General features: G+C 68.2%; 20 protein-coding genes and 4 tRNA genes. 9 read left to right on the top strand and 15 right to left on the bottom strand.

The window, feature by feature from the left end:
• Positions 1 to 153 precede the first annotated feature (153 nt).
• The 4 genes from K7W41_RS08430 to K7W41_RS08415 all read right to left on the bottom strand — a co-directional run bounded on the left by K7W41_RS08430 (position 154) and on the right by K7W41_RS08415 (position 541).
• Positions 154 to 228: transfer RNA gene (locus tag K7W41_RS08430), tRNA-Thr, on the bottom strand.
• Between the two features lie 8 nt (positions 229 to 236).
• Positions 237 to 309: transfer RNA gene (locus K7W41_RS08425), tRNA-Gly, on the bottom strand.
• A 7-nt stretch (positions 310 to 316) separates the two neighbouring features.
• Positions 317 to 402: transfer RNA gene (locus tag K7W41_RS08420), tRNA-Tyr, on the bottom strand.
• 63 nt (positions 403 to 465) lie between these two features.
• Positions 466 to 541, bottom strand: a tRNA-Thr gene (locus K7W41_RS08415).
• 298 nt (positions 542 to 839) lie between these two features.
• On the opposite strand from K7W41_RS08415, the gene K7W41_RS08410 reads away from it, so the two are divergent.
• Both K7W41_RS08410 and K7W41_RS08405 read left to right on the top strand, forming a co-directional pair.
• Positions 840 to 2,747, top strand: coding sequence for an ABC transporter ATP-binding protein (locus K7W41_RS08410; protein ID WP_224606842.1), 1,908 nt, complete (start codon positions 840 to 842; stop codon positions 2,745 to 2,747).
• Entirely contained in the window at positions 2,744 to 4,612 is a 1,869-nt protein-coding gene (locus K7W41_RS08405; RefSeq protein ID WP_224606840.1) for an ABC transporter ATP-binding protein, read from the top strand. Before K7W41_RS08410 ends, K7W41_RS08405 begins: the two co-directional genes overlap by 4 nt.
• 72 nt (positions 4,613 to 4,684) lie before the next feature.
• On the opposite strand, the gene tsaB is transcribed toward K7W41_RS08405, so the two are convergent.
• The gene (gene tsaB, locus K7W41_RS08400) at positions 4,685 to 5,242 is read right to left on the bottom strand and encodes a tRNA (adenosine(37)-N6)-threonylcarbamoyltransferase complex dimerization subunit type 1 TsaB (protein WP_224606838.1); all 558 of its coding nucleotides are present in this window, start codon (positions 5,240 to 5,242) and stop codon (positions 4,685 to 4,687) included.
• A 92-nt stretch (positions 5,243 to 5,334) separates the two neighbouring features.
• On the opposite strand from tsaB, the gene K7W41_RS08395 reads away from it, so the two are divergent.
• Complete coding sequence (locus tag K7W41_RS08395) at positions 5,335 to 6,468, top strand: citrate/2-methylcitrate synthase (RefSeq protein WP_224606837.1); 1,134 nt, start codon at positions 5,335 to 5,337, stop codon at positions 6,466 to 6,468.
• 139 nt (positions 6,469 to 6,607) lie between these two features.
• On the opposite strand, the gene K7W41_RS08390 is transcribed toward K7W41_RS08395, so the two are convergent.
• The 5 genes from K7W41_RS08390 to K7W41_RS08370 all read right to left on the bottom strand — a co-directional run bounded on the left by K7W41_RS08390 (position 6,608) and on the right by K7W41_RS08370 (position 9,983).
• On the bottom strand, positions 6,608 to 6,949 hold the full coding sequence (locus K7W41_RS08390; RefSeq protein WP_224606835.1) for a YraN family protein: 342 nt from the start codon (positions 6,947 to 6,949) through the stop codon (positions 6,608 to 6,610).
• Between the two features lie 4 nt (positions 6,950 to 6,953).
• On the bottom strand, positions 6,954 to 7,619 hold the full coding sequence (locus K7W41_RS08385; RefSeq protein WP_380055793.1) for an HAD family hydrolase: 666 nt from the start codon (positions 7,617 to 7,619) through the stop codon (positions 6,954 to 6,956).
• The gene (locus tag K7W41_RS08380) at positions 7,616 to 8,020 is read right to left on the bottom strand and encodes a putative dsRNA-binding protein (protein WP_224606833.1); all 405 of its coding nucleotides are present in this window, start codon (positions 8,018 to 8,020) and stop codon (positions 7,616 to 7,618) included. Before K7W41_RS08380 ends, K7W41_RS08385 begins: the two co-directional genes overlap by 4 nt.
• Positions 8,021 to 8,234: 214 nt before the next feature.
• Positions 8,235 to 8,933 (bottom strand): hypothetical protein, encoded by a 699-nt coding sequence (locus K7W41_RS08375; RefSeq protein WP_224606830.1) that lies wholly within the window; start codon positions 8,931 to 8,933, stop codon positions 8,235 to 8,237.
• A 78-nt stretch (positions 8,934 to 9,011) separates the two neighbouring features.
• Complete coding sequence (locus K7W41_RS08370) at positions 9,012 to 9,983, bottom strand: ABC transporter substrate-binding protein (RefSeq protein WP_224606828.1); 972 nt, start codon at positions 9,981 to 9,983, stop codon at positions 9,012 to 9,014.
• 336 nt (positions 9,984 to 10,319) lie between these two features.
• Between K7W41_RS08370 and K7W41_RS08365 the strand changes: the two genes are divergently transcribed.
• Positions 10,320 to 10,535, top strand: coding sequence for a hypothetical protein (locus tag K7W41_RS08365; protein ID WP_224606826.1), 216 nt, complete (start codon positions 10,320 to 10,322; stop codon positions 10,533 to 10,535).
• A 136-nt stretch (positions 10,536 to 10,671) separates the two neighbouring features.
• Here the strand turns inward: K7W41_RS08365 and K7W41_RS08360 are convergent, their stop codons facing one another.
• The 4 genes from K7W41_RS08360 to K7W41_RS08345 form a co-directional block, all read right to left on the bottom strand.
• A complete protein-coding gene (locus K7W41_RS08360) occupies positions 10,672 to 11,997 on the bottom strand; it encodes a cytochrome P450 (protein WP_224606824.1) in 1,326 nt (441 codons plus the stop codon).
• A 154-nt stretch (positions 11,998 to 12,151) separates the two neighbouring features.
• Entirely contained in the window at positions 12,152 to 12,796 is a 645-nt protein-coding gene (gene mqnB / locus K7W41_RS08355) for a futalosine hydrolase (protein WP_224606822.1), read from the bottom strand.
• A gap of 40 nt (positions 12,797 to 12,836) precedes the next feature.
• Positions 12,837 to 13,868: a chemotaxis protein CheB gene (locus K7W41_RS08350; protein WP_224606820.1), complete on the bottom strand. Its 1,032-nt coding sequence runs from the start codon at positions 13,866 to 13,868 to the stop codon at positions 12,837 to 12,839.
• Positions 13,858 to 15,192, bottom strand: a complete 1,335-nt coding sequence (locus K7W41_RS08345) for a sensor histidine kinase (protein WP_224606818.1) — start codon at positions 15,190 to 15,192, stop codon at positions 13,858 to 13,860. Before K7W41_RS08345 ends, K7W41_RS08350 begins: the two co-directional genes overlap by 11 nt.
• Positions 15,193 to 15,413: 221 nt before the next feature.
• Between K7W41_RS08345 and K7W41_RS08340 the strand changes: the two genes are divergently transcribed.
• Complete coding sequence (locus tag K7W41_RS08340; RefSeq protein WP_224606816.1) at positions 15,414 to 18,380, top strand: chemotaxis protein CheB; 2,967 nt, start codon at positions 15,414 to 15,416, stop codon at positions 18,378 to 18,380.
• On the opposite strand, the gene K7W41_RS08335 is transcribed toward K7W41_RS08340, so the two are convergent.
• Positions 18,377 to 19,384 carry a chemotaxis protein CheB gene (locus K7W41_RS08335; protein WP_224606813.1) on the bottom strand — a complete coding sequence of 336 codons (1,008 nt, stop codon included), beginning with the start codon at positions 19,382 to 19,384 and terminating at the stop codon, positions 18,377 to 18,379. The two genes, K7W41_RS08340 and K7W41_RS08335, sit on opposite strands and share 4 nt — an antisense overlap.
• A gap of 208 nt (positions 19,385 to 19,592) precedes the next feature.
• Here K7W41_RS08335 and K7W41_RS08330 point away from each other — a divergent pair, with 208 nt between their 5' ends.
• The 4 genes from K7W41_RS08330 to tatC all read left to right on the top strand — a co-directional run bounded on the left by K7W41_RS08330 (position 19,593) and on the right by tatC (position 22,797).
• Positions 19,593 to 19,916, top strand: coding sequence for a KGG domain-containing protein (locus K7W41_RS08330; protein ID WP_224606812.1), 324 nt, complete (start codon positions 19,593 to 19,595; stop codon positions 19,914 to 19,916).
• A gap of 573 nt (positions 19,917 to 20,489) precedes the next feature.
• Positions 20,490 to 21,218, top strand: coding sequence for an SDR family oxidoreductase (locus tag K7W41_RS08325; protein WP_224606809.1), 729 nt, complete (start codon positions 20,490 to 20,492; stop codon positions 21,216 to 21,218).
• 538 nt (positions 21,219 to 21,756) lie between these two features.
• Complete coding sequence (locus tag K7W41_RS08320) at positions 21,757 to 21,993, top strand: twin-arginine translocase TatA/TatE family subunit (protein ID WP_224606806.1); 237 nt, start codon at positions 21,757 to 21,759, stop codon at positions 21,991 to 21,993.
• A 21-nt stretch (positions 21,994 to 22,014) separates the two neighbouring features.
• Complete coding sequence (gene tatC, locus K7W41_RS08315) at positions 22,015 to 22,797, top strand: twin-arginine translocase subunit TatC (protein ID WP_224606804.1); 783 nt, start codon at positions 22,015 to 22,017, stop codon at positions 22,795 to 22,797.
• The last annotated feature ends 50 nt before the right edge of the window (positions 22,798 to 22,847 follow it).

Genomic DNA, 22,847 nt, shown 5'->3' with positions numbered 1-22,847 from the left:
CTGTGTCCTCCTGGTCTGGAACTGCCCGCAAGGGAAGCAGGCAAGCCTTGACAGTGTACAGGGCCGCCGCGCAAACGCAAAGTGCCGTGTGGGCGGCGGGCGAGAAAGAGAAGCAGCGCGGCCCACACAAGGGGGACGCGCTACTCCGGCTGTTGGAGCTTCTGGTCGGGATTGAACCGACGACCTCTCCCTTACCAAGGGAGTGCTCTACCACTGAGCTACAGAAGCTTAGAAAAAGCGGGAAACGAGACTCGAACTCGCGACATTCAGCTTGGGAAGCTGACGCTCTACCAACTGAGCTATTCCCGCGTGATCGTGGTGGGCAGGGGCGGATTCGAACCGCCGTACACTTACGTGAACAGATTTACAGTCTGTCGCCTTTAACCACTCGGCCACCTACCCGTATTCTACTGTCTCGCCCCTTCGGGCCACGAGCCGCCTTCTGTGTGGTGAGAAGAGGTCGTGTGGAGCCACCCAGGAGAATCGAACTCCCAACCTTCCGATTACAAGTCGGGTGCTCTACCAGTTGAGCTAGGGTGGCACCGTTCCTGAAAGAAGCTGGGGAAGGCCGGCCTCCGAGTGCGGAAGTGTGTCGCTGAGGCGCGATCACTTCCGGCTGGGAATAGTAGCACCGCCCCCGGGGGGTGTCAATCGCGCCGCGCCAGGGCCAGGGGCGGGGCCCACCCTTGAGCCTTTCCTGAGCGTTGGGGTCGTATGCGCCATGTGGCGCATTTCGCTGACGGGCTGCGGGCGTATTCTGACGCGCGCACGGGAGAAGTCTCCCTTGAAACCGCCCCTTTTTGGCCCCCGCCCTCTTGCCCGCCCCCGGGAGGCACCCCTTGGATAGTTTTCGCTCGCTGTGGCCGTACCTGCGCCTGCACACGCGCCAGTACGCCATCGGCCTGATCGCCGTGGTGATCGCCACGTCGGTCAACCTGCTGCCGTTTTACCTCATTCGCCTGACCATTGACGGTCTGACCGGGCAGGTGGACGCCAACCCAGCCACGCCCGGCATCACGCTGGGCACCGCCGCGCTGTACGCGCTGGGGATTGTGGCGGCGGCGCTGACGGCCGGCTTTTTCATGCTGGTGATGCGCCGGCAGATCGTGATTGCCTCGCGCCAGAGCGAGTACGAGATCCGGCGCGACCTGTTTGCCCACCTGCAGACGCTGGACAAGCCGTATTACGACCGCGCCCGCACCGGCGACCTGATGAACCGCCTGACGGGTGACCTGAGCGCCGTGCGCGAAATGCTGGGCTTTGGCGCCTGGCAGATCGTGAACATCGTGTCCGGCTTTGCCACGGCCTTTGCGGTGATGTTCAGCCTGAGCTGGCAGCTGACCCTGATTGTGGTGGCGATTGTGCCCGTGATCGTGGGCGTGCTGACCTATCTGGCGCGGCAGATCAACAAGCGCCACCGCCTGGCCCAGGAGCAGAACTCGCTGATCTCGGCCCGCGCGCAGGAGAACTTCAGCGGGGCGCGCGTGGTCAAGGGCTACGCCATTGAGGAACGCGAGATCGAGGATTACCGCGCCATGAACCTCGAACTGCTGCGGCGCAACATCGCCCTGACCAAGGTGGACGGGCCGCTGCGCTCGTTCATGAGCCTGCTGCTGGGGCTGGCCTTTGGCCTGATTCTGCTGGTGGGGGGGCGCCTGATTCTGGAGCCCGGCAGCACCTTCACGGTGGGGATGTTCGTGCAGTTTGTGGGCACCCTGGAGCGCCTGACGTGGCCCATGCTGATGATCGGCTGGATCACCGGGATTATTCAGCGCGGGCTGGCCTCGTGGGTGCGCCTGAAAGAGATCTTCGACGCCCAGCCGCTGGTGCGCGACGAAACCGGACGCACGGAGGCGCGGCTGCGCCAGCTGCGTGGGGACATTGACTTCCAGAACGTGACGCTGCGCTACGGCCAGACCAGCGTGCTGGAGGGCGTGAACCTGCAGATTCCGGCTGGCACCTTCCTGGGGATTACCGGGCCCACGGGCAGCGGCAAGACGGTGCTGGGCCAGCTGCTGACCCGCGCCATGGACCCCACGAGCGGCAGCATCCGCATTGACGGGCACGACCTGCGCGCCATTCCGCTGTCCACGCTGCGCGACGCGATCAGCGTGGTGCCGCAGGAACCTTTCCTGTTCAGCGACACCATTGCCAACAACATCGGCTTTGGTATAGAGGCGCGTGACCTGCCCGAGGTGCCCACCGGCGTGAGTGTGGTGGGGGCGCCGCCGCCCGCCGATATTCCGCAGACGCCGGACCCTGCCAAGGTGCGCGAGGCCGCGCGGCTGGCCGGCCTGCTGGACGATGTTGAGGACTTCCCGGCCGGCTTTGACACCATGCTGGGGGAGCGAGGCGTGACCCTTTCGGGGGGCCAGCGCCAGCGCACCGCGATTGCCCGCGCGATTGTGCGCGAGCCGCGCATCCTGATTCTGGACGACTCCCTGAGCGCCGTGGACACCGAAACCGAGCGCCGCATTCTGGATGGCCTGCGCGAAGTGAGCCAGGGCCGCACCGTGATTCTGATGGCCCACCGCGTCTCTACCCTGCGCCACGCCGACCAGATCGTGGTGCTTGATGGCGGGCGGGTGGCCGAGCAGGGCAGCCATGACGAACTGATTGCCCGGAACGGGCATTACGCGCAACTGGAGCGCCTGCAGCGCCTGGCCAGTGACCTGGATGCCGAAGACGACGCGGTGGCGGACCCCGAGTCGGCCGCCAACCTGCTGGAACAGAAGGTGACCCCATGACCCGCCCCGACGCCGCCGACGCCTTTCAGAAGGGCTTTGACGTTCAGCTGACCCGCCGCATCCTGCGCTACGTGCGCCCCTACCTGGGGCTGGTGATCGGCGGGGTGGTGCTGGCGCTGCTGATCTCGCTGGCCTCGCCGCTGTTTGCCCTGATTCAGCGCCACGCCATTGACGCCTACCTCTCGCCGCTGGCGCAGGGGCGCGCCGTGAGCCGCCAGGCGCTGCTGGACGGCCTGACCTGGACTGCCCTGGCCTACATGGGGCTGAAGGTGGTGGAGTTCGCCCTGCAGTACGGCTTTACCCTGGCGATTGGCTACCTGGGCCAGAATGTGCTGCGCGACATCCGTGCCAACGTGTTCAGCAAGCTGCAGCGCCTGCATCTGGCGTACTTTGACCAGAACCCGGTGGGCCGCCTGATCACCCGCGTGACCAGCGACGTGGACGCCATCAACCAGTTCATCACGGGCGGGTTGGTGAGCCTGATCCAGTCGAGCTTCATCATCGTGGTGTACGTGGTGATCATGCTGAGCGTGAACTGGCGCCTGGCACTGATCTCCTTTTCAGTGCTGCCGGTGCTGTTCCTGGCGACCAACTATTTCCGCGCCAAGCTGCGCGACGCCTTCCGCGAAACCCGCACCCAGCAGGCGATTGTGAACAGCAAGCTGAACGAGAACATCACCGGGATGCTGACGGTGCAGCTGTTCGGGCGCCAGAAGCGCAGCGCCCTGGACTTCAACCTGAGTAACCGCGCCCTGCTGAGCGCCAACGAGAACTCGGTGAAGTGGTTTTCGCTGTTCATGCCGGTGGTGGCGGTGCTGGGGCAGGTGGCGGTGGCCCTCATTCTGTACTTTGCCGCCCGCCAGATTCTGGGCGCCGATGCCAGCGGGGCGGTGGCCGGGGCCATCACCGTGGGCACGCTGTTTGCCTTTGTGCAGCTGTCGCAGCAGCTGTTCCAGCCCATTCAGGATTTGGCCGACGTGTTCAACAACCTGCAGGCGGCGATGGCCAGCAGCGAGCGCATTTTCGGCGTGCTGGACACCGAAGAGGCCATTCAGGACAAGCCCGGCGCGAAGACTCTGCCCCACTTTGAAGGCCGGGTGGACTTTGAGCGCGTGTGGTTCGCCTACGACCAGAGCGTGACCGCCGAGACCCCCGACACCGATGACCGCTGGATTCTGCGCGGCATTGACCTGAGCATTGCCCCCGGCGAGAGCGTGGCCCTGGTGGGCGCCACCGGGGCGGGCAAGACCAGCGTGACCGCCCTGGTCAGCCGCTTTTACGACGTGCAGCGCGGCGCCGTGAAGGTGGACGGCGTGGACGTGCGCGACCTGGCCCAGCACGACCTGCGCAAGCATGTGGGCGTGGTGCTGCAGGACGTGTTTCTGTTCGCCGGCACCATTGAAAGCAACCTGACCCTGAATAACCCCGAGATTCCCCATGAGCGCGTGGTGGAAGCCTGCCGCTACGTGGGCGTACACGACTACATCCTGGGCCTGGAACACGGCTACCAGACCGAGGTGCGCGAGCGCGGCGCCACCCTGAGCACCGGGCAGAAGCAACTGCTGGCTTTTGCCCGCGCCCTGATCCAGAACCCGGACATTCTGCTGGTGCTGGACGAAGCCACCGCCAACGTGGACACCGAAACCGAACTGCGCATTCAGGCCGCGCTGGAAAAGGTAATGCGCGGGCGCACCAGCATCATCATTGCCCACCGCCTCAGCACCATTGAGCACTGCGACCGCATTGTGGTGATGCGCAAGGGCCGCATTGTGGAGCAGGGCAGCCACCGCCAGCTGCTGGACAAGGGCGGGTACTACGCCCGGCTGCACCGCCTGCAGTACGCGCAGGGGGACGCGGCGGACTGAGTGAGGTTGTGGGACGTGGGCTGTAGGTTGTGGGAAAACCCCTACAACCTACAGCCCACGTCCTACATCCCCTTACAAATACGCCAGCGCCCACTCCCGCTGCCCGTGGGCCACGCCGGCGCGCAGCAGGGCCAGGCCGTCCGGGGCCCCGTCGTGGTGGTGGGGGGTGTCGCCTAAGATGGCCTGGAAGTCGGGCAGGGGGAGGCGGGCGGGGTCGTGCAGGCGGGTGTGTACCACGCCGCTCTGGACCTCGTACACGGCGCCGTACACGTTGCCCTTGCGGGCGTCCAGGGACACGCCCTGCTTGCCCTCGCCGCGCACCAGGGCTTCTAAGGTGCTGACGCCCAGCACGGGTGCGCTCCACACCCGGCCCAGGCCCAGGGCGTAGCTGGCGCCCACCCGCACGCCGGTATAGGAACCGGGGCCGGTGCCAATCACGATCAGGTCGGCGCGGAAGGGCAGGCCCACATCGTCAAACAGGGTGCGGGCGGCCTGGGGCAGCAGTTCGGCGTGGGCGCGGCCCACCTCGCGTGACACACTCAGCTCACCGCCGGGCCACACCAGGGCCAGGGTCAGCCAGGGGGTGGCCGTGTCCAGGGCCAGGGTGACAGAGGAGGGGGAAGCCGTCATCGCCCGGCATTGTACCGGCGGGCTCTGTCACCCCTGCGGGAACGTGAGGCGGGGGCGGCGGGAAAGCGGCGCGGTGCTATGCTCGCAGCATCATGACGAATATCGCCAAAGGGCTTGAGGGCGTCCTCTTTACGGAAAGCAAACTCACGTTCATCAACGGCACCGAAGGGATTCTGACCCACCTGGGCATTCCCATTCAGGAGTGGGCCGAGAACAGCACCTTTGAAGAACTGTCGCTGGCGCTGCTGAACGGCCACCTGCCCACGGCGGCCGAACTGGCGGCCTTTGACGCCGAGCTGAAGGCCAACCGCGCCATTCCCGAAGCCCTGATCAGCGTGATTCAGGCGATGCCGAAAGGCATTCACCCCATGCAGGCGCTGCGCACCGCCGTGTCGTACCTGGGCCTGCTGGACCCCCAGGCCGAAGACACCAGCCCCGAAGGCCGCCGCGCCATCGCCACGCGCATGATCGCGCAGTTCGCCACCATCATCGCCGCGATCAACCGCGCGCAGGACGGCCAGGCCATCGTGGCGCCGCGCATGGACCTGACCCACGCGGGCAACTACCTGTACATGCTGAGCGGCAAGGAGCCCACTGCCGAGCAGGCCCGGCTGTTCGACATTGCCCTGGTACTCCATGTGGACCACGGCATGAACGCCAGCACCTTCACGGCGATTGCCACGGCCTCCACGCTGTCGGACATGTACTCGTGCATCACCAGCGCCATTGGCGCGCTCAAGGGCCCGCTGCATGGCGGCGCCAACGAGGCCGTGATGGACATGCTCGACGAGGTGGGCACGCCCGACAAGGCCGAGGCGTACATCACCAAAAAGCTGGACAACAAAGAGAAAATCATGGGCGTGGGGCACCGCGTGTACAAGTACTTTGACCCCCGCTCGCGCGTGCTGCGCGACTACGCCGAGCATGTGGCGAACAAGGAAGGCAAGAGCAACTACTACCAGATTCTGGAAACCATTGAAAAGGTCGTCGTGGACCGCATTGGCGCCAAGGGCATCTACCCCAACGTGGACTTTTACAGCGGCACGGTCTACAGCGACCTGGGGATTAAAAAGGAGTTCTTCACGCCCATCTTCGCCCTGGCCCGGATCAGCGGCTGGTGCGCCAGCGTGATCGAGTACACCCGCGACAACCGCCTGCTGCGCCCCGACGCCGTGTACACCGGCGAGCGGGACGCGAAGTACGTGAAACTGCAGGACAGAGGTTAAGGGTTGAACGTTGATGGTTGATGGAGGAAGGCGGCCTGGGAGTACCGGGCCGCTTTTCTGTTTGTGGTTGGGGGAGAGGGGCGCTGCGGCATGACGCTGTGTTTTTCCATCTTCCTTCAACCCTCAACCATCACCGTCCTCACTCCACCGGCCAGATCCCCACCACCCCGCCCTCTACCGGCCCGTCAATCGTGAGGACCTCCAGCCGGCAGGGAAGATCGTCGCGGCCACACTCGCGCAGCAGGTAACTCAGGGCGGCGCGGTGCATCAGGGCCAGCTTGCGGGGGGTCACGCTTTCGGCGGCGCTGCCGTGGTCGGGGGCGGCGCGGTGGCGGACCTCGGTGAAGACCAGGGTACCGCCCGGCTCGCGGGTGACCAGATCAATCTCGCCGCCCCTGATGCGGTAGTTCTGGGCCAGCACGGTGCGGCCCAGGGCCTGCAGGTGGGCCGCCGCGCGGGCTTCGGCCTCGGCGCCTTTCATGGGGTCAGGCCAGCCACGCGGCCCAGCCGGTGAAGTCGGGGACGGTCAGGGCGGCGCCCGCTGCGCGCAGGGCTTCGGCAGGCGCGGTGGTGGTGAGCGCCACCACGCGGCAACCAGCCCCGGCCGCGCTGCGCACGCCATTCACGGCGTCCTCGTGGGCCAGGCACTGTGTGGGGTCCAGGCCCAGGCGCGCGGCGCCCAGCAGAAACGGCTCTGGGTGGGGCTTGCCGCGCGTCACATCCTCGCCCAGCACCCGCACGGCAAAACGGTGGCCCAGGCCCAGCGCCTCCATGCCAAAGGCCACGTTCACCGCGTCGGCGCTGGTGACCAGGGCGAAGGGGATGCGGCGGGCTTCCAGCGCGTCCAGGTAGGCGCCCAGCCCCTGCACCTCACGCAGCGCCCCGGCGGCCAGGGCGCGGTAACGGCCTTCCTTGGTGTCGTGCACGCGGCGGCTCAGGGCTTCGTCCGGCACCGTGCCGATCAGGCGCTCAATGATTTCGGGGTTGCGGCCACCGTCCACCTTGGTGTCCAGGTCGTGCTCGGTCAGGTGCAGGCCCAGCACCTCACGCGCCACTTCCTGCCACGCCTGCCGGTGAAAGTGGTTGTTCAGGGTCAGCACCCCGTCCATGTCGAACAGCACGCCTGCCGGGCGCCAGGGCCAGCCGCTCACGCCTCGTCGTCTCCTTCGGGGCCGTGGCCCAGCTCGCGCAGCAGGTCGCGGTACAGCTGCGCGGCGCGCACCCGCACCTCGTCCAGCGAGGTGTCGTCGGGGGCGAAGTCGGCCGCCACCTCCAGCGCCTCGGCCAGCACGGCGCTGTAGATGGGCCAGCGGCCTTCTGTTGCTGGTGTGCCGCCGTCCAGGGCCTGCAGGGCGGCCTCGGCGGCCGTGCGCTCGGCATCTTTCTTGCTGCGGCCCTCGCCGCCTGGACCCAGCACCTCGCCGCCCACGCGCACGGTCACGCGGAAGGTGGGCTCGTGGGGCGGGCCCTGCGTGGTGACCTCGAAGCTGGGGGTGCCCAGCCCCAGGGCGATGGCGCGGGCGATCAGGTCCCCTTTGGCATTGACGTTCATGCGCCCCAGCCTAGCGGTCCGCGCCCGGCAGGAGCGGGAGAGCCAGATGAGGAGGGGAGAGGGGGAAGTGTGGACAGCGGGTGGTGGCGCGGGCCGAGGGCACGGTGCAGGACGGGCCGAGGGCTCTGGTAGCCCTCAACCCCTCGCGCCTTTGCCTCCCAAGACAAAGAGGACCAGGGCGCGCGTCCCCGGTCCTCTGGCTCGTCTCCTGGCCTTAAAAATCCAGACGGCCGCGGGGCCCGCCCAAGTGGTGCAGCTTCTCCGGGGTCCACAGTTCATAGGGATACATGGGGTACTGCCGCTTGAAGCGGCCCACGCGGTCCCAGACCTCGCGCGACTCGAAGGGCACCACCAGAATCAGGCGAATCACGCTGTCTTCGGCGTCGTACACATAGAAGTCAAAGTGAAAGGTCTGCTCATTGCCCTTGTCGGTAAACAGCGGAAAGGAAAAGGGCCGGTAGCGCCACGCCTTGCGCTTGGCACTCAGAATCTGCGCCGCCACGCGCTTGAGGTTGCTGTCTGGAAAGGTCAGCTTTTCGCCGTCGCGGTCCACGAACACGGTGTCGGGGGCGGGGGCGTCCAGCTGCACCCGCTTGAGTTCCGGCAGCGGCTTTTTGCTGGCGGGCCGGGCGCCGCCGCGCGCCAGCCCCCCGCGTCCTGCGCCACGGCTGCCCTGCCCGCTGCCCCCGCCGCTGCGGCTGGGTGTGCGCGCGCCGCCCTCGCCGCCCGGGCGGGCGGGGCCGCCCTGACCTTGTGGCCGGTCTGTCACCTTGCGGGGAGCGCGGTCCTCGCTGCCCCCGGCGCTGCTGCGGTCACGCACCGGGCGGCTGGCGTCGCGCGTGACGCCGCCCCGGCCCTGCGCGGTGTTCTTCTTCGGGCCGCGTCCCCGTGATCCTTTTCTAGGCCCTGTCATCCCGGTAGTGTACCGGGCGCCAGACCACAGGAAGCGGGACGCGGCCCCTTTGCACCGCGTCCCGCTCCCCGTTGCCCTTTACTTCGCCAGAGCGCGGATCACGCTGAGGTTCACGAACTTGTTCAGGTCCGGCACGTCGCGCGCAAAGCCGGCTTCCTTGTTCAGCACGGCGTACTCGGCCAGGGTCTTCAGGTTGATGTCCCAGGTCACCCGGGTGCGCGCCAGGGCCTTGAACAGTTCGGCCGCGTTGGGGCGTTTGCCGGTAAAGGCATAAATCTGGTCCGCAATGGCCTTCTGGGCGCCTGCGTTGCTGCTGTTGATGAACTTGATGGCGTTCAGGTGCCCCTGCAGCAGGTCTGAGACGACGGCCGGGTTGGCGGCGGCGTACTTGGTGTTCACCACCAGCACGGTGGTGGTGTAATTCCCGCCCTCCCAGATCGCCTTTTCGTTGGCGATCAGGCGGGCGCCCTGCGTTTCCATGATGGCGCCCCAGGGTTCCTGCACCAGCGCGGCGTCCACCTGCTTGCTGGCAAAGGCGGCGGGCATGTTGGCCGGGTCAATGGGCACCACAGTCACCGTGCCGCCTTCATCGGTGGCCTTGAGGCCGTTCTCGTGCAGCAGGTGGCGCAAGCTGATGTCCTGCGTGGAGCCGCGCGTAGGCACCGCCACCTTCTTGCCGCTCAGGCCCTTCACGTTGCGCACCCCGCTGTCCTTGCGGGCCACCAGCACCGCGCCCGCGTTGGCAGCGCCCGCGTACACCTGAATGGGCACGCCGCGCATAAAGGCGTTCATGGCCGGCCCCGGGCCCACATAGGCGGCGTCAATGGCGCCCGCCGCAAAGGCCTCGTTGATCTGGGAGCCGTTGGCAAATTCCTTGACCACCAGCTTGACGTTGCCCAGTTCCTTCTGAAACAGGCCGCGCTGAATGCCCACCAGCCCGGCGGCGTGGGTCACGTTGGGAAACACCCCCAGGCGCAGTTCGCGCGCCTGCTGGGCGCTGGCGCTGGCCAGCAAGGAAAGGGTGAGGAGAGAGAGCACAACTCGCTTCATAAAACAAAGCATAGCAGAGAAGTTGAGTCATTTTGTCAACTGAAGAACAGAAGGGGTACAGGGGCGCCCTGGGAGGTGTGTGGGCCAGCCGCCAGCGGTCACGCCTGGGTCACGGGGCCGTCACGGGGGGGGCGTCTACGCTGCGTGCCAGACGACAACAGGGGCAAAGGGTCACGGTGGCCCTGTCCTGTTCTCGCCCTGCTCTGGAGAGAGCGCCCTGGCAAGGAAGAGACCATGAACCGCAAGGCTTTTATCCAGGTGCTGGGCCCGCCGATCCACGCCGACATGGTCCCCTCTGGGCTGTAGGGCACCTCCGCCAGTGCCCTGCAGGTGGGCATGACCAACGGCGACGACCGGGAACTGTTCGCGCCCAAGGTGTACGACCTGCAGGGTGGCCAGACGGCCCGCGTAACCATGAACCTGCTGGGGGGCGAGGACAAGGTCAAGGCCATCTGCGACGACGACTGCCTCGACATTGACTTGGAGGTGCGCGATGAACGCGGCAACCGCGTGGCCTGGGACTACGCCGCCGACGATGAACCCCCACCATAACCTTCCGGGTGGGGCCGGGGCGCTCCACCGTGAACCTCAGCATGGAGGACGGCGACTGGCCCCCCCTGCACCGCTAGCCCACCCAGCACCGGGGCCGCCGAGCTTCCCTGGGACGGCAGCCCCTCCAGTCGTTTGCCTAGGCTTCGCGGCGCAGGCTCAGGCGGGGGTCGGGGGAGAGGTTGGCCGAGTGAAACGGCTTCATGCGGAAGCCCTGCGGAAACAGGCTGAAACGGCCGTGCGTGACCGTGACCGCCAGCACCGAGGCCAGCAGCGCCTCGGCCATGCCCGCGCCCAGGCAGGTGTGGGCGCCCGCGCCGTAGGGCTGAAAGGCACCCTTCTGCTTGTGCTCGTTGCGCGGGGGGAGAAAGCGGTCCAGGTCAAAGGTATCGGGATCCTTGAAGAGGGCCGGGTCGCGCTGCGAGGTGAAGAGCGCCATCAGGAGCCGCTCGCCCTGGCGCACGGGGAAGCCCTGCACCGTGAAATCGCGCGTGGCGTAGCGGGGCAGCGTGTTGGCCACTGGGTAGAGGCGCAGCACCTCCAGCACGGCGGCGTGCAGCACCTTCAGGTCGCGCAGCCGTTCGGCGGGCAGACCCGCTTCAACCACGGGGCGCGCCTCGGCCTGCACCCGGGCCAGCACCTTGGGCCGGCGGTAGAGCTCGTACAGGGTCAGCGACAGCACGTTCACCACCGTGTCCAGCCCGGCCACGTAGGGAATCAGCATCATGAACAGCAGTTCCTCGTCGTCCATCAGGTCCGGGCGGGTCTCGCGCAGGCGGCGCAGGTCGCTGACATAGCTTGAAGCGTGTTCGCCGGGGTCCTGGGCCAGCACCTCGTGGGCAAAGGCGCGCGCACTGGCCTTGGCGCGCAGGTACGCGGCCTTGCGCAGCGCCGCCGGGCGGGCCGAACCCACCAGATGCACCGCCAGCTGCGTGTGCCAGTAGGTGATGAACTCGGCCAGATGTGGCCCTGGCAGGCGCCCCAGCGTCAGGGTGCCAATGCAGTCGGCCACCAGCCGCTGCGCAAAGGGCACCACCTTCAGCACCTCGCCGGGGGCGGTGCGGTCCAGGGCCCCCCGCGTCAGGGCGGCCACCTGGGGCAGGCCTTCTAGCACGCGGCTCTTGGCAAACCCGGCGCGGGCGGCGGCCCGGTAGGCCAGATGGTCCGGGCCCTCCAGCATCGTCAGCACCTGCCGGCCACCGAACTCCTTGATAATCCCTTCCCACACGCGCCACGCGGTGACCTCGCCGCTGTTCTCAGCCATCACCTGTGCGGCCGTGGGCCCGGCCAGCACCACCAGCGACTGGTTCAGCACCTTCACCCGGAAACAGGGCCCCAGCCGCGCGGCCTGGGCGGCCAGAAAGCCCTCGCTGTCGCGGATCATGGGCAGCAGGCTGCCGACCAGGGGCAACCCCGGGGCCAGCGGCATGGCGGAGGTGGGGGCGGGCGAAGCGGCAGTGGTCATGGCGGGGCCTCCTGAAACCAGGGCAAAAGGGGAAACGGAACGCGGCAGAGGAGAGAGTGCGTTACCACGGTACACCCTGGGCGTCATCCAGAGCGGTTCTTAACCTAGAGGTGGGTCAGCCGCGCGGCGTGCCCCGCGCGGCCCCTTTCGGCCCTTACCCTGGCCCGGCCAGCACCGCCAGCGCGGCCTGAACGCCCCGCCGGGTGGCAGCCAGGGCGGGCCCCACCTGCCACGCCGTGCGGTCCCGGGGCCCCACCGGGTTGCTGATGCCCCGCACCTCTAGGGCGGGCACCCCAGCCAGCAGCGCCGCGTGGGCCACCCCCGCGCCTTCCATGCCTTCGCACAGCGCGCCGGGAAAACGCTCTGCCAGGGCCTGCGCGCCCTGGGCCGAGCCGGTCACACTGCACAGGGTCAGCGCGGGACCAAAACCGGCGCCCGCTGCCTGCGCCACCTGGGCCGCCCTGTTCCACACCGCAAACTGCGCGCCCTGCGGCACCCCGGGCCGCACCGAGAGGCCCAGGGTGTCCAGAGGCAGAAACGCCGGGCCGTCCCAGGCGCCCAGATCGGCCTGCACGATCACGCTGGACACTGCCAGCTCGCCGGGGGCCAGCCCAGCGCCGGGGTAGGCCCCGCCGATGCCCGCACTGATCACCAGCTCGGCCGGGGCCTGCGCCAGGGCCTGCGCCGTCGCCAGCGCCGCCGCCACCGGCCCCACGCCGCTGACCACCACGCGGGCGCCCGGCAGGTCCTGCAGGCGTTCGGCTTCGGGGAGCGTGGCCACCACGATCAGGGCATGCATGGGGCGCAGGCTACCGCGGCGCTGGCCTCTGGGCCCTAGGTCACGGGGCGCCAGGGGCTAGCTTGGTCACCGGCCCCTCCTGTACAAAGCGCCGCAGCACCTCGGCGCGCGCCAGAGCGGTCTGTTCTCCCCCGCGCAGGCGCGCGGCCTCCTGGGGTTGCCCGGCCTGCGCGGCGGCCTGGGCCAGCCCCTGCAGCAGCATGGCCTGTTCGTTCAGGGCGCGCTGGGCCGCCGCCAGGGTGTGGTCCACCACCCGCTGGACCTCGGCCTGCAGGGCGCTGGCGGTGTAGGCGTGGCCGGTGTGGCAGCGAAAGCGCGTCAGCGGCCCTTCCTCAATGCGGGCCATGACCCCCTGACATTCCGGGCAGGTCACGGCGGTGAGCGGCTGCTGGGCGAAGACGTTCAGGGCGGCGCCGCCCTCGCCCAGTGCCACGCGCACCTCCTGGCCCAGCCGGGGCCACGGTGGGCCGCCAGGAGGAGCGGTCGGCGGACCGGCGGCCACCTGCGCTGTCCAGGCCACCAGCGCCGGGCCCAGCTCACGCGAGGACAGCACGTCGTGGACCTCCACCTGCCGGATGGCGCTCAGGGGCATTTCGGGGTACTCGGCGTCGGCTGGGTGCTGTGCCAGGGCCAGCCCCCCGGCCTCACGGATGGCCCACAGCCCCGAGGTGCCGTCGTCACGCAGGCCGGATAGGACCACGCCGGCCACCCGTGGGCCCTGGGCAAATGCCGCCGAGCGGAACAGCACGTCAATGCTGGGGCGCGCGTGGTTCTCGCGCGGTCCGCGCGACAGCTGCAGGTGGCCGCCCTGCACCAGCAGGTGGTGGTCAGGCGGCGCCACAAAAATGTGGCCGGCGCGCAGGGCCTCGCCGTGCTCGGCGTGGGTGGCGCCCAGGCGGCCAGCACGCTGCAGCAGGGCCGGCAGCACGCTGGGCTGATCGGGCGGGGTGTGCACCACCACCAGCACGGCCGCCCCAAAGCCGGGCGGCAGGGTCTGCACCATGTTCAGCAGCGCCGATAGTGCCCCCGCCGAGCCCCCTACCACCACCAGGGGCGGGCCGCTACCGGGCATCAGCGGCGCCGGCCGGGGGCGCCTTGGGCAGGCTGAACCAGAAGGTGGCGCCCTGGTCCACCTTGCCCTCGGCCCATACCCGCCCGCCGTGCCGGTTCACAATGCGCCGCACCAGCGCCAGCCCCACCCCCAGCCCCTCGAATTCGGTGTTGTGGTGCAGGCGCTGAAAGACCCCGAACAGGCGCTCTTTCTGGCGCATATTGAAGCCCACGCCGTTGTCGCGCACGTACAGCAGCCACTCGCGCTCGGATTCCTGGGCGCCCACCTGAATGCGGGCCTGGGGGCGCGGGCGGCTGAACTTCAGGGCGTTGCCCAGCAGGTGGGTAAAGACCAGTTGCAGCGCGAGGCTGTCGCCCAGCACGCGCGGCAGGCCGTCGGTGCTCAGCGCCACCTCGCGCCCCCGCAGTTCGGGCTTCAGGTCCTTGCGCACCTCGTGCAGCACCCGCGTCAGGTCCACAGGCTGGAACCGCATGCGGCTGCGCCCCAGCCGAAACACGGTGAGCAGCGCGCGCAGCTGGTGTTCCATGTGCAGCGTGGCCTGCTCCACGTTTGCCGCGCAGCGCAGGTGTTCGTCGGTGGGTTCGGGCATCTGGGCGCTCAGCTGCGCCGTGAAGCTGCGGATGTGCCGCAGCGGCGTGGTGAGGTCGTGGGCGGCGGCGTACAGGAAGGTCTCCAGTTCGTCGTTCAGTTCGCGGATGTGCCGGGTGCGCTCTTCAATCTGCGCTTCCAGTGCAGTGTTCAGGCGCAGCACCTCGTCCTGGGCCGCGCGCTGCATCGTGACGTCGGTCAGGGTCAGGCGGCAGTGCCAGCCCTGGCCCGGCGCGCCCGGTACCGCTTCGGCCTCCAGCTGCGCCGCCACGCGCTGCCCCCCAGCGCCCTGCAGCCACAGGTCCACCCGGCGCCGGCCAGGGTCGGTCATCATGCGGCGCAGAAACAGCGCGAAGGTGCGGCTGTCGGTGCTGTCCATGTAGGTGCTCAGGCGGCGGCGCAGCAGCTGCCCGCGCTCCACCTCCAGCATGCGGCACAGCGTGAGGTTGGCGCGCAGCACCAGCCCGGTCTCATCCAGGGTGGCGTAGCCCACCGGCGCGCCGTCAAACAGCTGTTCGTATTCCTGGCGGGCCTGTTCCAGTTCCAGGTTCTTGCGGTTCAGTTCCTCGTTCTGCAGCCGCAGTTCAATCTGGTGCACCAGCAGTTCGTGCTGCGTATGGTCATCGTCTGGCGCAGGGGCGAGGGCCGCTGGCACCACCGGAGCGCTCGCCCGCTGCTCGGTCTGCTCCCGCAGCAGCCCGCCGCGCTCAGGCGCAGACAGGTCATGGGCCGACATGGCGCCTCCTGTGGCAGGCCTGCGAGGCGCGCCGCGGCATAACACAACAGATCCACATAAGGCACCTCCAGACAGGAAAAAGGGAATTGAACGCCAGCCGAGTTTGTAGGAAACCTTACCGTGCCTATGCGCCAGTCACATGGGGTTCCTCCTTCATTTTCATGAGGCAAAGTTCGGCGACTTTTTAACTTCACTCTCAGGAACTGTGGTAGTCCACCCTTATGCCTGAACCCCACAACGCCTCTGCCGAGCCCGCCCTGCCGCCCGAGCCCGGCCCCAGCGCTATTGTGGGCGTGGGCGGCTCGGCCGGGGCGCTGGACGGCTACGAGCGCTTTTTTTTGAGCCTGCCTGCCGACAGCGGCATGGCCTTTGTGGTGGTGCCGCACCTGGACCCTGGCCACCGCGGCCTGATGCCCGATATTCTGGCGCGCTGCACCGGCATGACGGTGCAGCCCATTGAAGACGGTATGGCCGCCAAGCCCAACACCGTCTATGTGATTCCCCCCGGCCACAGCCTGAGCATCATGAACGGGGTGCTGCTGCTCGAAGACCCGGCCGCCGCCCAGGGCCGGGTGATTGACACCTTTTTCGAGGCCCTGGCCGCCGACCAGGGGGAGCGGGCGGTGGGGGTGGTGCTCTCGGGCATGGGCACCGACGGCACCCTGGGGATTCAGGCCATCAAGGAGCACTTCGGGCTGGTGCTGGTGCAAGACCCCCAGACGGCCGAATATCCCTCCATGCCGGCCAGCGCCGCCAGCACCCAGCTGGCCGACGACGTGCTGCCCGCCGAGGACCTGGCCCCCAGCCTGTACCAACGCCTGACGCGGCGCCAGACCCTGCGCGTGGAAGACCTGATGCAAGACGGCCAAGCGGGGGTGCCGCTGCAGAAAATCCTGCGGCTGGTGCGGGTCAAGACCGGGCACGATTTCAGCAACTACAAGCGCAGCACCCTGATCCGGCGTATTGACCGGCGCATGCGCAACCACCGCCTGGAAAACATTGGACAGTACATGCGCTTTTTGCAGGACGTGCCGCAGGAAATCGACGCCCTGTTTCAGGACTTCACCATCAACGTCACCAGCTTTTTTCGTGATCCGGAAGCCTTTGGGGACCTCAAGGAGCACCTGCGCACCTACGTCCTGACCCAGAAGCAGGATCTGGACATGGTGCGGGTGTGGGTGGTGGGCTGCGCCACAGGTGAGGAAGCCTACTCGGTGGCCATCGTGCTGCACGAGTTGATGGACGAGCTGCGCAGCGAACGCACCTTCAAGGTGCAGGTGTTCGCCAGCGACATTGACGCCCTGGCCATCGAGAAGGCGCGCTACGGCCTGTACCCCGCCGACATTGCCTACGTGGTGTCGCCCGAGCGGCTGGCCTTTGCATTCGAAGAGAAAGACGGCGGCTATCAGGTGCGCGCCGCAATCCGCGAATCGGTGATTTTTGCGCTGCACAACACCTTTGGCGATCCGCCCTTTACCCGGCTGGACCTGCTGTGCTGCCGCAACATGCTCATTTACCTGAAAGCCGAGCTGCAGCGCCAGATCATGACCATTTTTCATTACGCGCTGCGCCCGGGGGGGCTGCTGTTTCTGGGGGCCAGTGAAACGGCCGGCGCTGACCGCGACCTGTTCCGGCCCCTGAACCTGCGCTGGAAGCTGTATGGGCGCGGCGAGGGCGCCGCCCTGCCCCTGATGCTGGGCCAGGGTCCGCGCCTGAGCGTGCCCCCCGCGCCCCACCCCCTCCCTGACCCCCGGGCGGTGCCGGGCGGGCGGGCGGGCAGCGTGGCGCACCTGGCCCAGAGCCTGCTGCTGGCCCACCACGCGCCCCCGGCGGTGGTGGTCAACGAGGCCGGCGACATCCAGTACGTGCACGGCAGCACCGCCCGGTACCTGGAATTGCCCGCCGGCACGGTGCTGACCAACGTGTTCGACATGGCGCGCGACGGCCTGCGCTACGAACTGCCTGCCCTGGTGCGCCAGGTGCTGGCCGAGCAGCGCGAGGTGGTGCGGGGCGTGCGCAGCGAAATTGACGGTACCCCCTGCGACATTGACGTGACCGTGCGCCTGCTGCCCGCCCGAGCGCAGCGTCTGCTGCTCATTGAGTTTCAGGAGCGCCCAGGCGGGCGCGCCGCGCCGCCTCCCGCCGAACACGCCGATCAGATTCTGACCCTGCAGCGCGAACTGCAATACAACAAAGAAACCCTGCAGTCCACCGTCGAGGAAATGGCGGTGTCCATGGAGGAACTCAAAAGCACCAACGAGGAGTTGCAGACCACCAATGAGGAGCTGCAGAGCACCAACGAGGAACTCACCACTTCCAAAGAAGAGCTGCAGTCCCTCAACGAGGAACTCACGACCATCAACGCCGAGCATCAGCGGGTGATTTTCGAGTCCATGCAGGCCAATGACGACCTGAAAAACATTCTGGACAGCGCCGGCATTGCCACGGTGTTTCTGGACAACGCGCTGAAGGTCAAGCGCTTTACCCCGCGCATTTCCCGGGTGATCAACCTGATGCCAGTGGACCTGGGCCGGCCCCTGTCGGACCTGAACGTGAACCTGCACTACGAGCACCTGACGGGCGACATCATGCGGGTGCTCGATACCCTGGAAGTCTTTGAAACCCAGGTGCGCACCCGCGACGACCACTGGTACCTGATGCGCATCAGCCCCTACCGCACCTCCGACAACTTTATTGACGGCGTGGTGGTGGCCTTTACCAACATTGACCGCATCAAGGCGCTGGAGCAGCAGGCGCGTGACACCTCTGCGTATGCCGCGCGGGTGCTGGACAGCATTCATGATCCGGTGCTGGTGCTGGACGCCGGGCTGCGGGTGGTGACGGCCAACCGCGCGCTCTACGCGCTGCTGCACGCCAGTCCGGCGCAGGTGTGCGGCGAGCGGCTGCACCACTTGGGCAACTTCATGCTGGATGACCCGGACCTGCTGCAGCCGCTGCACGCGGTGCTGCGCGGCGGCGCGGCGGTGACCAACCACGTGGTGAACCTGCACGCGCCGCAGCTGGGCCCGCGCCAGTTCAAGATTGAGGTGGACCCGGTGCCGGGCGAGGACGACACCAGCGCAATGATTGTGCTGAAACTCGAAGACGTGACCGAGCTGATGCGCCGCGCCGCCGCCGAGGGGCCGGAGTGGACCGGCGACGCCGACGGCGCCCCGCAGGAGGTCTAGGGCCCGTCTCCGGCCAGGGGGGCGTGGCTCATGGCGAGGTCTGTCAGGATATTGGCGCGCGCCTGCACCGACTGGGCCTGGCTCAGCAGGGCCTGGGCCTGGGCGGGGGGCAGCCGCTGGCCCAGGCGCCCCAGCAGCAAAATGCCCTCGTCCATCACCCGGCGGGTTTCGTAAAGCTTCTGCTCAATGGCCTGTGAAAGTTCGGCCAGCAGCACCGGGGCGCTGTAGGCGTGGCCGGTGTGGCAGCGGAAGCGCAGGGCGCCGCCCTCTTCAATCTGCACCATGGCGCCGTGGCACTCCGGGCAGGTAAAGGGTGAGTAGGGCCCCAGGGCAGAGACGTCGGTGGGTGAGGCCGGACCCTGGCGCGCCAGGCGCACCTCCAGGTCCAGGCGGGCGCGTTCGTCGTCGGTCATGCGGCGTGCCTCCTGCGGCGCTCCCCGGGCCGCCACCAGTGCGCTCAGCAGCGGGCCCAGGGCGTGGGCGGGCGCCACATGGTCGGCCGTCACCTGCGCCAGGGCCGAGCGCGGCATGCTGTCAAACGCGGCGTCCTGCGGGTCTTGCACCACGGCCACGCCGCCCCGGCGCTGAATGGTCCACAGCCCCGAGGCGCCGTCGTCCATGGCGCCGGACAGCACCACGCCGATCACCCCGGGCCCGCGCGCCTGCGCCGCCGAGCGGAACAGGGCGTCCACCGCCGGGCGAAACCGGTTTTCCCGGGGCCCGCGCGTAACCGCCAGCCGCTCGCCGTCCAGCAGCAGGTGGTGGTCGGGGGGGGCCACGTAGATGTGCCCCGGGCGCGCCGGCTCGCCGTCCTGGGCCTGGGTGGCCGGCAGGGGGCCCGCCCGGCCCAGAATGTCGGGCAGCAGGCTGGGAACGTGCGGCGAGAGGTGCAGCGCCACGCACACGGGCGCCCCCAGGGCCGGGTCCAGGCCGGCCACCAGCGGCATGAGGGCCTCTATGCCGCCAGCAGACGCGCCAATCACCACGACGGGCAGAGGTGTCATAGGCGCCTATTGTGCCCCAGCCGGGGCCGCCCAGCCAGCGCGACCTTAAGACGTCTTCAGGCAAACCGGGGAACAAGCGCAGGGGCGCTGGCAGCCCCATTACCTGCCTGTCACGGAAACGCGGCTGGAGCGCGCCAGAGTAAGCAGGTCACGCGAGCAGCGCGGGCAAATTCACCGGGGACGACAGCGCCCCCACGGAGGCACCAACATGACCAACGGCAACGGAAACGGTAGTGGCGGCAATGGGGGCAACGAAGGTAAGGGCAACGGCGGCGGGGGCGGACGCGGCTTTGCCGGCATGGACCCCGAGCGTCAGCGCGAGATTGCGGCTGAAGGTGGCCGCGCGGCCCACGCCAGCGGCAACGCCCACGAGTTCACCAGCGAGGAAGCCCGCGAAGCCGGGCGCAAGGGCGGTCAGGCCTCGCGCGGCGGCCAGGGCGGGAGTGGCGGCGGCGAAGAGCGGAGCGGTCAGCGCGGCGGCTCCAGCGAGCAGCACGCCGAAGCCGGGCGCCAGAGCCACAAGAACGACTGACCCCCGGCTGTTGCGGGAAAGGCGGCGAAGAAGCTGGCGGCCTTGAACACGGACAGGGCCGCCAGCGCCCCATGGGCACACCCGGCCCCAAACCGAAGGGCGGCGTCCACCTTCGCAAAAACGGACGCGCGAGCGGGCGGATAGGCGTCCCTCAGCCGGTTCAAGGCCGGTGACCCGCTGCAGACAGGAACTCCCGGGAGGGTGTCCTGTCCTTTTTTGACATTTGGCCACAGAGGGCAGAGCGGCTCCGGGTCAACGCCTGGGGCAGCTTTTGGCAGGAGGGCCGCTGGGCAGAGCGAGCCCGCCCAACACGTCCTGCTGGTGAGGAAGGCGCAAGGGTGGGGGCTGAGACAGCGGCGCCGGAGAGAGGGATGAATGTCTTCAGCGTCCCCGATGACGTTTTCATCGCAGCCGCGTCACCTCGCCGGACACTGTTCGAACTTTTGTTCGTGTAAACGCTCTGCCAAAGACAGCGGCCTGGGGAAGTGCGGTCGGCCCCAGGAAGGAGCTGGCCGCTGCTGTAGAGCGCAGACCCCGCGTCCTCTCTGGCCTGCTATGCCGTAGCCTGCCCTTATGGCTCTGTTTCGGCTGGACGGCAAACGCGCCCTGGTGACGGGCGGCAGCAAGGGGATTGGCCTGGCGGCGGCGCAGGCCCTGCACGAACTGGGGGCCCAGGTGACCCTGGCCGCGCGCGGCGAAGAGGCCCTGCGCGCCGCCGCCGAACCCCTGGGCGCGCGCTGGGTCGTGGCCGATGTGGGCACCGAGGCCGGCGTGCAGGCCGCACTGGCCGCCGCGCCAGAGGTGGATATTCTGGTCAGCAACGCGGGCGGCCCGCCCCCGGCCCGGCCCAGCGCGGTCACCGAGGCGGCCTGGACGCAGGGCTTTGAAACCACCTTCCTCAGCACAGCGCGCCTGGCAGCGGGTGTGCTGCCCGGTATGCGCGAGCGGCGCTGGGGGCGCATCATTGCTGTGACCAGCCTGACGGTGGGGCGCCCGGCGCTGAACCTGCCCGTCAGCAACGCCATGCGCGCGGCCGTCACCAATCACCTGAAAACCCTGGCGCTGGAGGTTGCCGAAGACGGCGTGACCTGCAACACCGTGGCCCCCGGTTACACCGCCACCGAGCGCCTGCAGGCCCTGCACCGCGACCCTGCCGAGGCTGCGGCTCTGGCCGCGCGCATTCCCGCCCGGCGCTTTGGTGAAGCCGGCGAGGTGGCGGCGGCCGTGGCGTTTCTGGCCACCCATGAGGCCGGGTACATCACGGGGCAGGAACTGCTGGTGGACGGCGGCTGGGGAATCTGATCGGGCTGCCGAGACATGCCGCCCCGCATGGTGGGATTTTCTCGACCAGGGGCCCGCGTGGAGCTGCGGGGCAAAGAGGAAACAACCTCGGCGTTCTGGGAATCGGGCCCGCAAGGTGCCGACGGCGAGGGGCACCCGGTTCGGTTCCAGAACTGGGCGGCAGCCTGTGGGCCGCAATGGTCCAGACAGCCCTCAAGCGTGGCGAACAGGCCAGAGGGAACCATCGTCCGGGGAGATCAGACCGCTTCCCCCCAGTGCTACGCCGCTCTTCAAGACCTTGCCTCTGCACAGCAGTTCCGTGAGTTTTCCGCACGGTGGGAGGGGAAAAGCAGCGTGGTGGTCGAGCCGCTCTACGCGGAAGGCTGAACCAGTCCCCCCGTTCGGTGACAGGCCACGCCCCACCCTGGCCACCCTTCACCGTCTCTTGACCCGGGCAGATTAAGGTTGGATAGGTGAGCTGGGGTCAATCTGCCCGGCCGCGAATCGCATACCTTCAGGACAAGGGGGGGCCAACCCTGCGCCCCCAAGGAGACCCGCCATGTCAATTGGACCGCTGGAAATCATTCTGCTGATCGTGATCATCGCGCTGGTGTTCGGCGCCCGCAAGCTGCCGGAACTGGGCAAGGGCCTGGGCCAGGGCATCAAGGAATTCAAGCGCGAAACCCGCGCCAGCGAGGACCGCCCCGTGACCGACGTGCCCTCGCGCCAGCTGGACCCCAGCACGGGCGCGCCGCTGCACACCCCCGCCGAGTCTGTAACCGAACGGCGCGGCTGAGCCGTCAGGGGGCCTGCTTCCATGTCCCACGGCACCAATTCCCAGGGCGGGCTGGCCAGCGCCCCGCTGTTCGACCACCTTGATGAACTGCGCAAGCGCATCATCATCAGCCTCGTGTTTCTGGTGCTGGGCCTGGTGGTGGCGTTTCAGTTCCGGGTGCAGCTCATTGAACTGCTCAAAGAGCCGCTGACCTACTCCAAGCAGTACGCCGCCGGCAACGTCAAACTGGTGACCCTGCAGCTCACCGAACAGCTGATGCTCAGCCTGAATATCTCGTTCTGGGCGGGGCTGGCGCTGGCCCTGCCGTTCATTCTGGGGCAGGTGTGGGCCTTTATTGCGCCGGGCCTGTATGCCCACGAACGCCGCTGGGCGCTGCCCTTCATCCTGGGGGCGGGGCTGTCCTTCCTGGGCGGCGTGCTGTTCGCGTACAAGCTGGTGCTGCCCACCATGGTGCCCTTCCTGGCCGACTTTATGGCCGGGGCGGTCGAGGGCAATTTCAGCCTGGGAAACTACATCGGCATCATCACGACCTTTCTGATTGCCTTTGGGTTGTCCTTTGAAATGCCCATTCTGGCGGTGATCCTCACCCGCATCGGCATCGTGAACCACGTCATGCTGCGCAGGGGCTGGCGCATTGCGCTGGTGGCGATCATGGTGGCGGCGGCCATTATCACCCCCACGCCTGACCCCACGAACATGCTGCTGGTGGCCGTGCCCCTGTACGCCCTGTACGAACTGGGCGTGATTCTCTCGCGGGCCTTCCGCCTGCCGCCGCCCGAAGAAAGCCCGGCGCTGGGCCTGTAAAGCGCCCCCCTCTGGCCCAGGCGGCCTGCCTTCAAGTGGAAGGCAGGCCG

Origin of the sequence: Deinococcus multiflagellatus (assembly GCF_020166415.1) — a bacterium.
GTDB lineage: Bacteria > Deinococcota > Deinococci > Deinococcales > Deinococcaceae > Deinococcus > Deinococcus multiflagellatus.
This window is presented reverse-complemented; position numbering and strand designations above follow the sequence as displayed.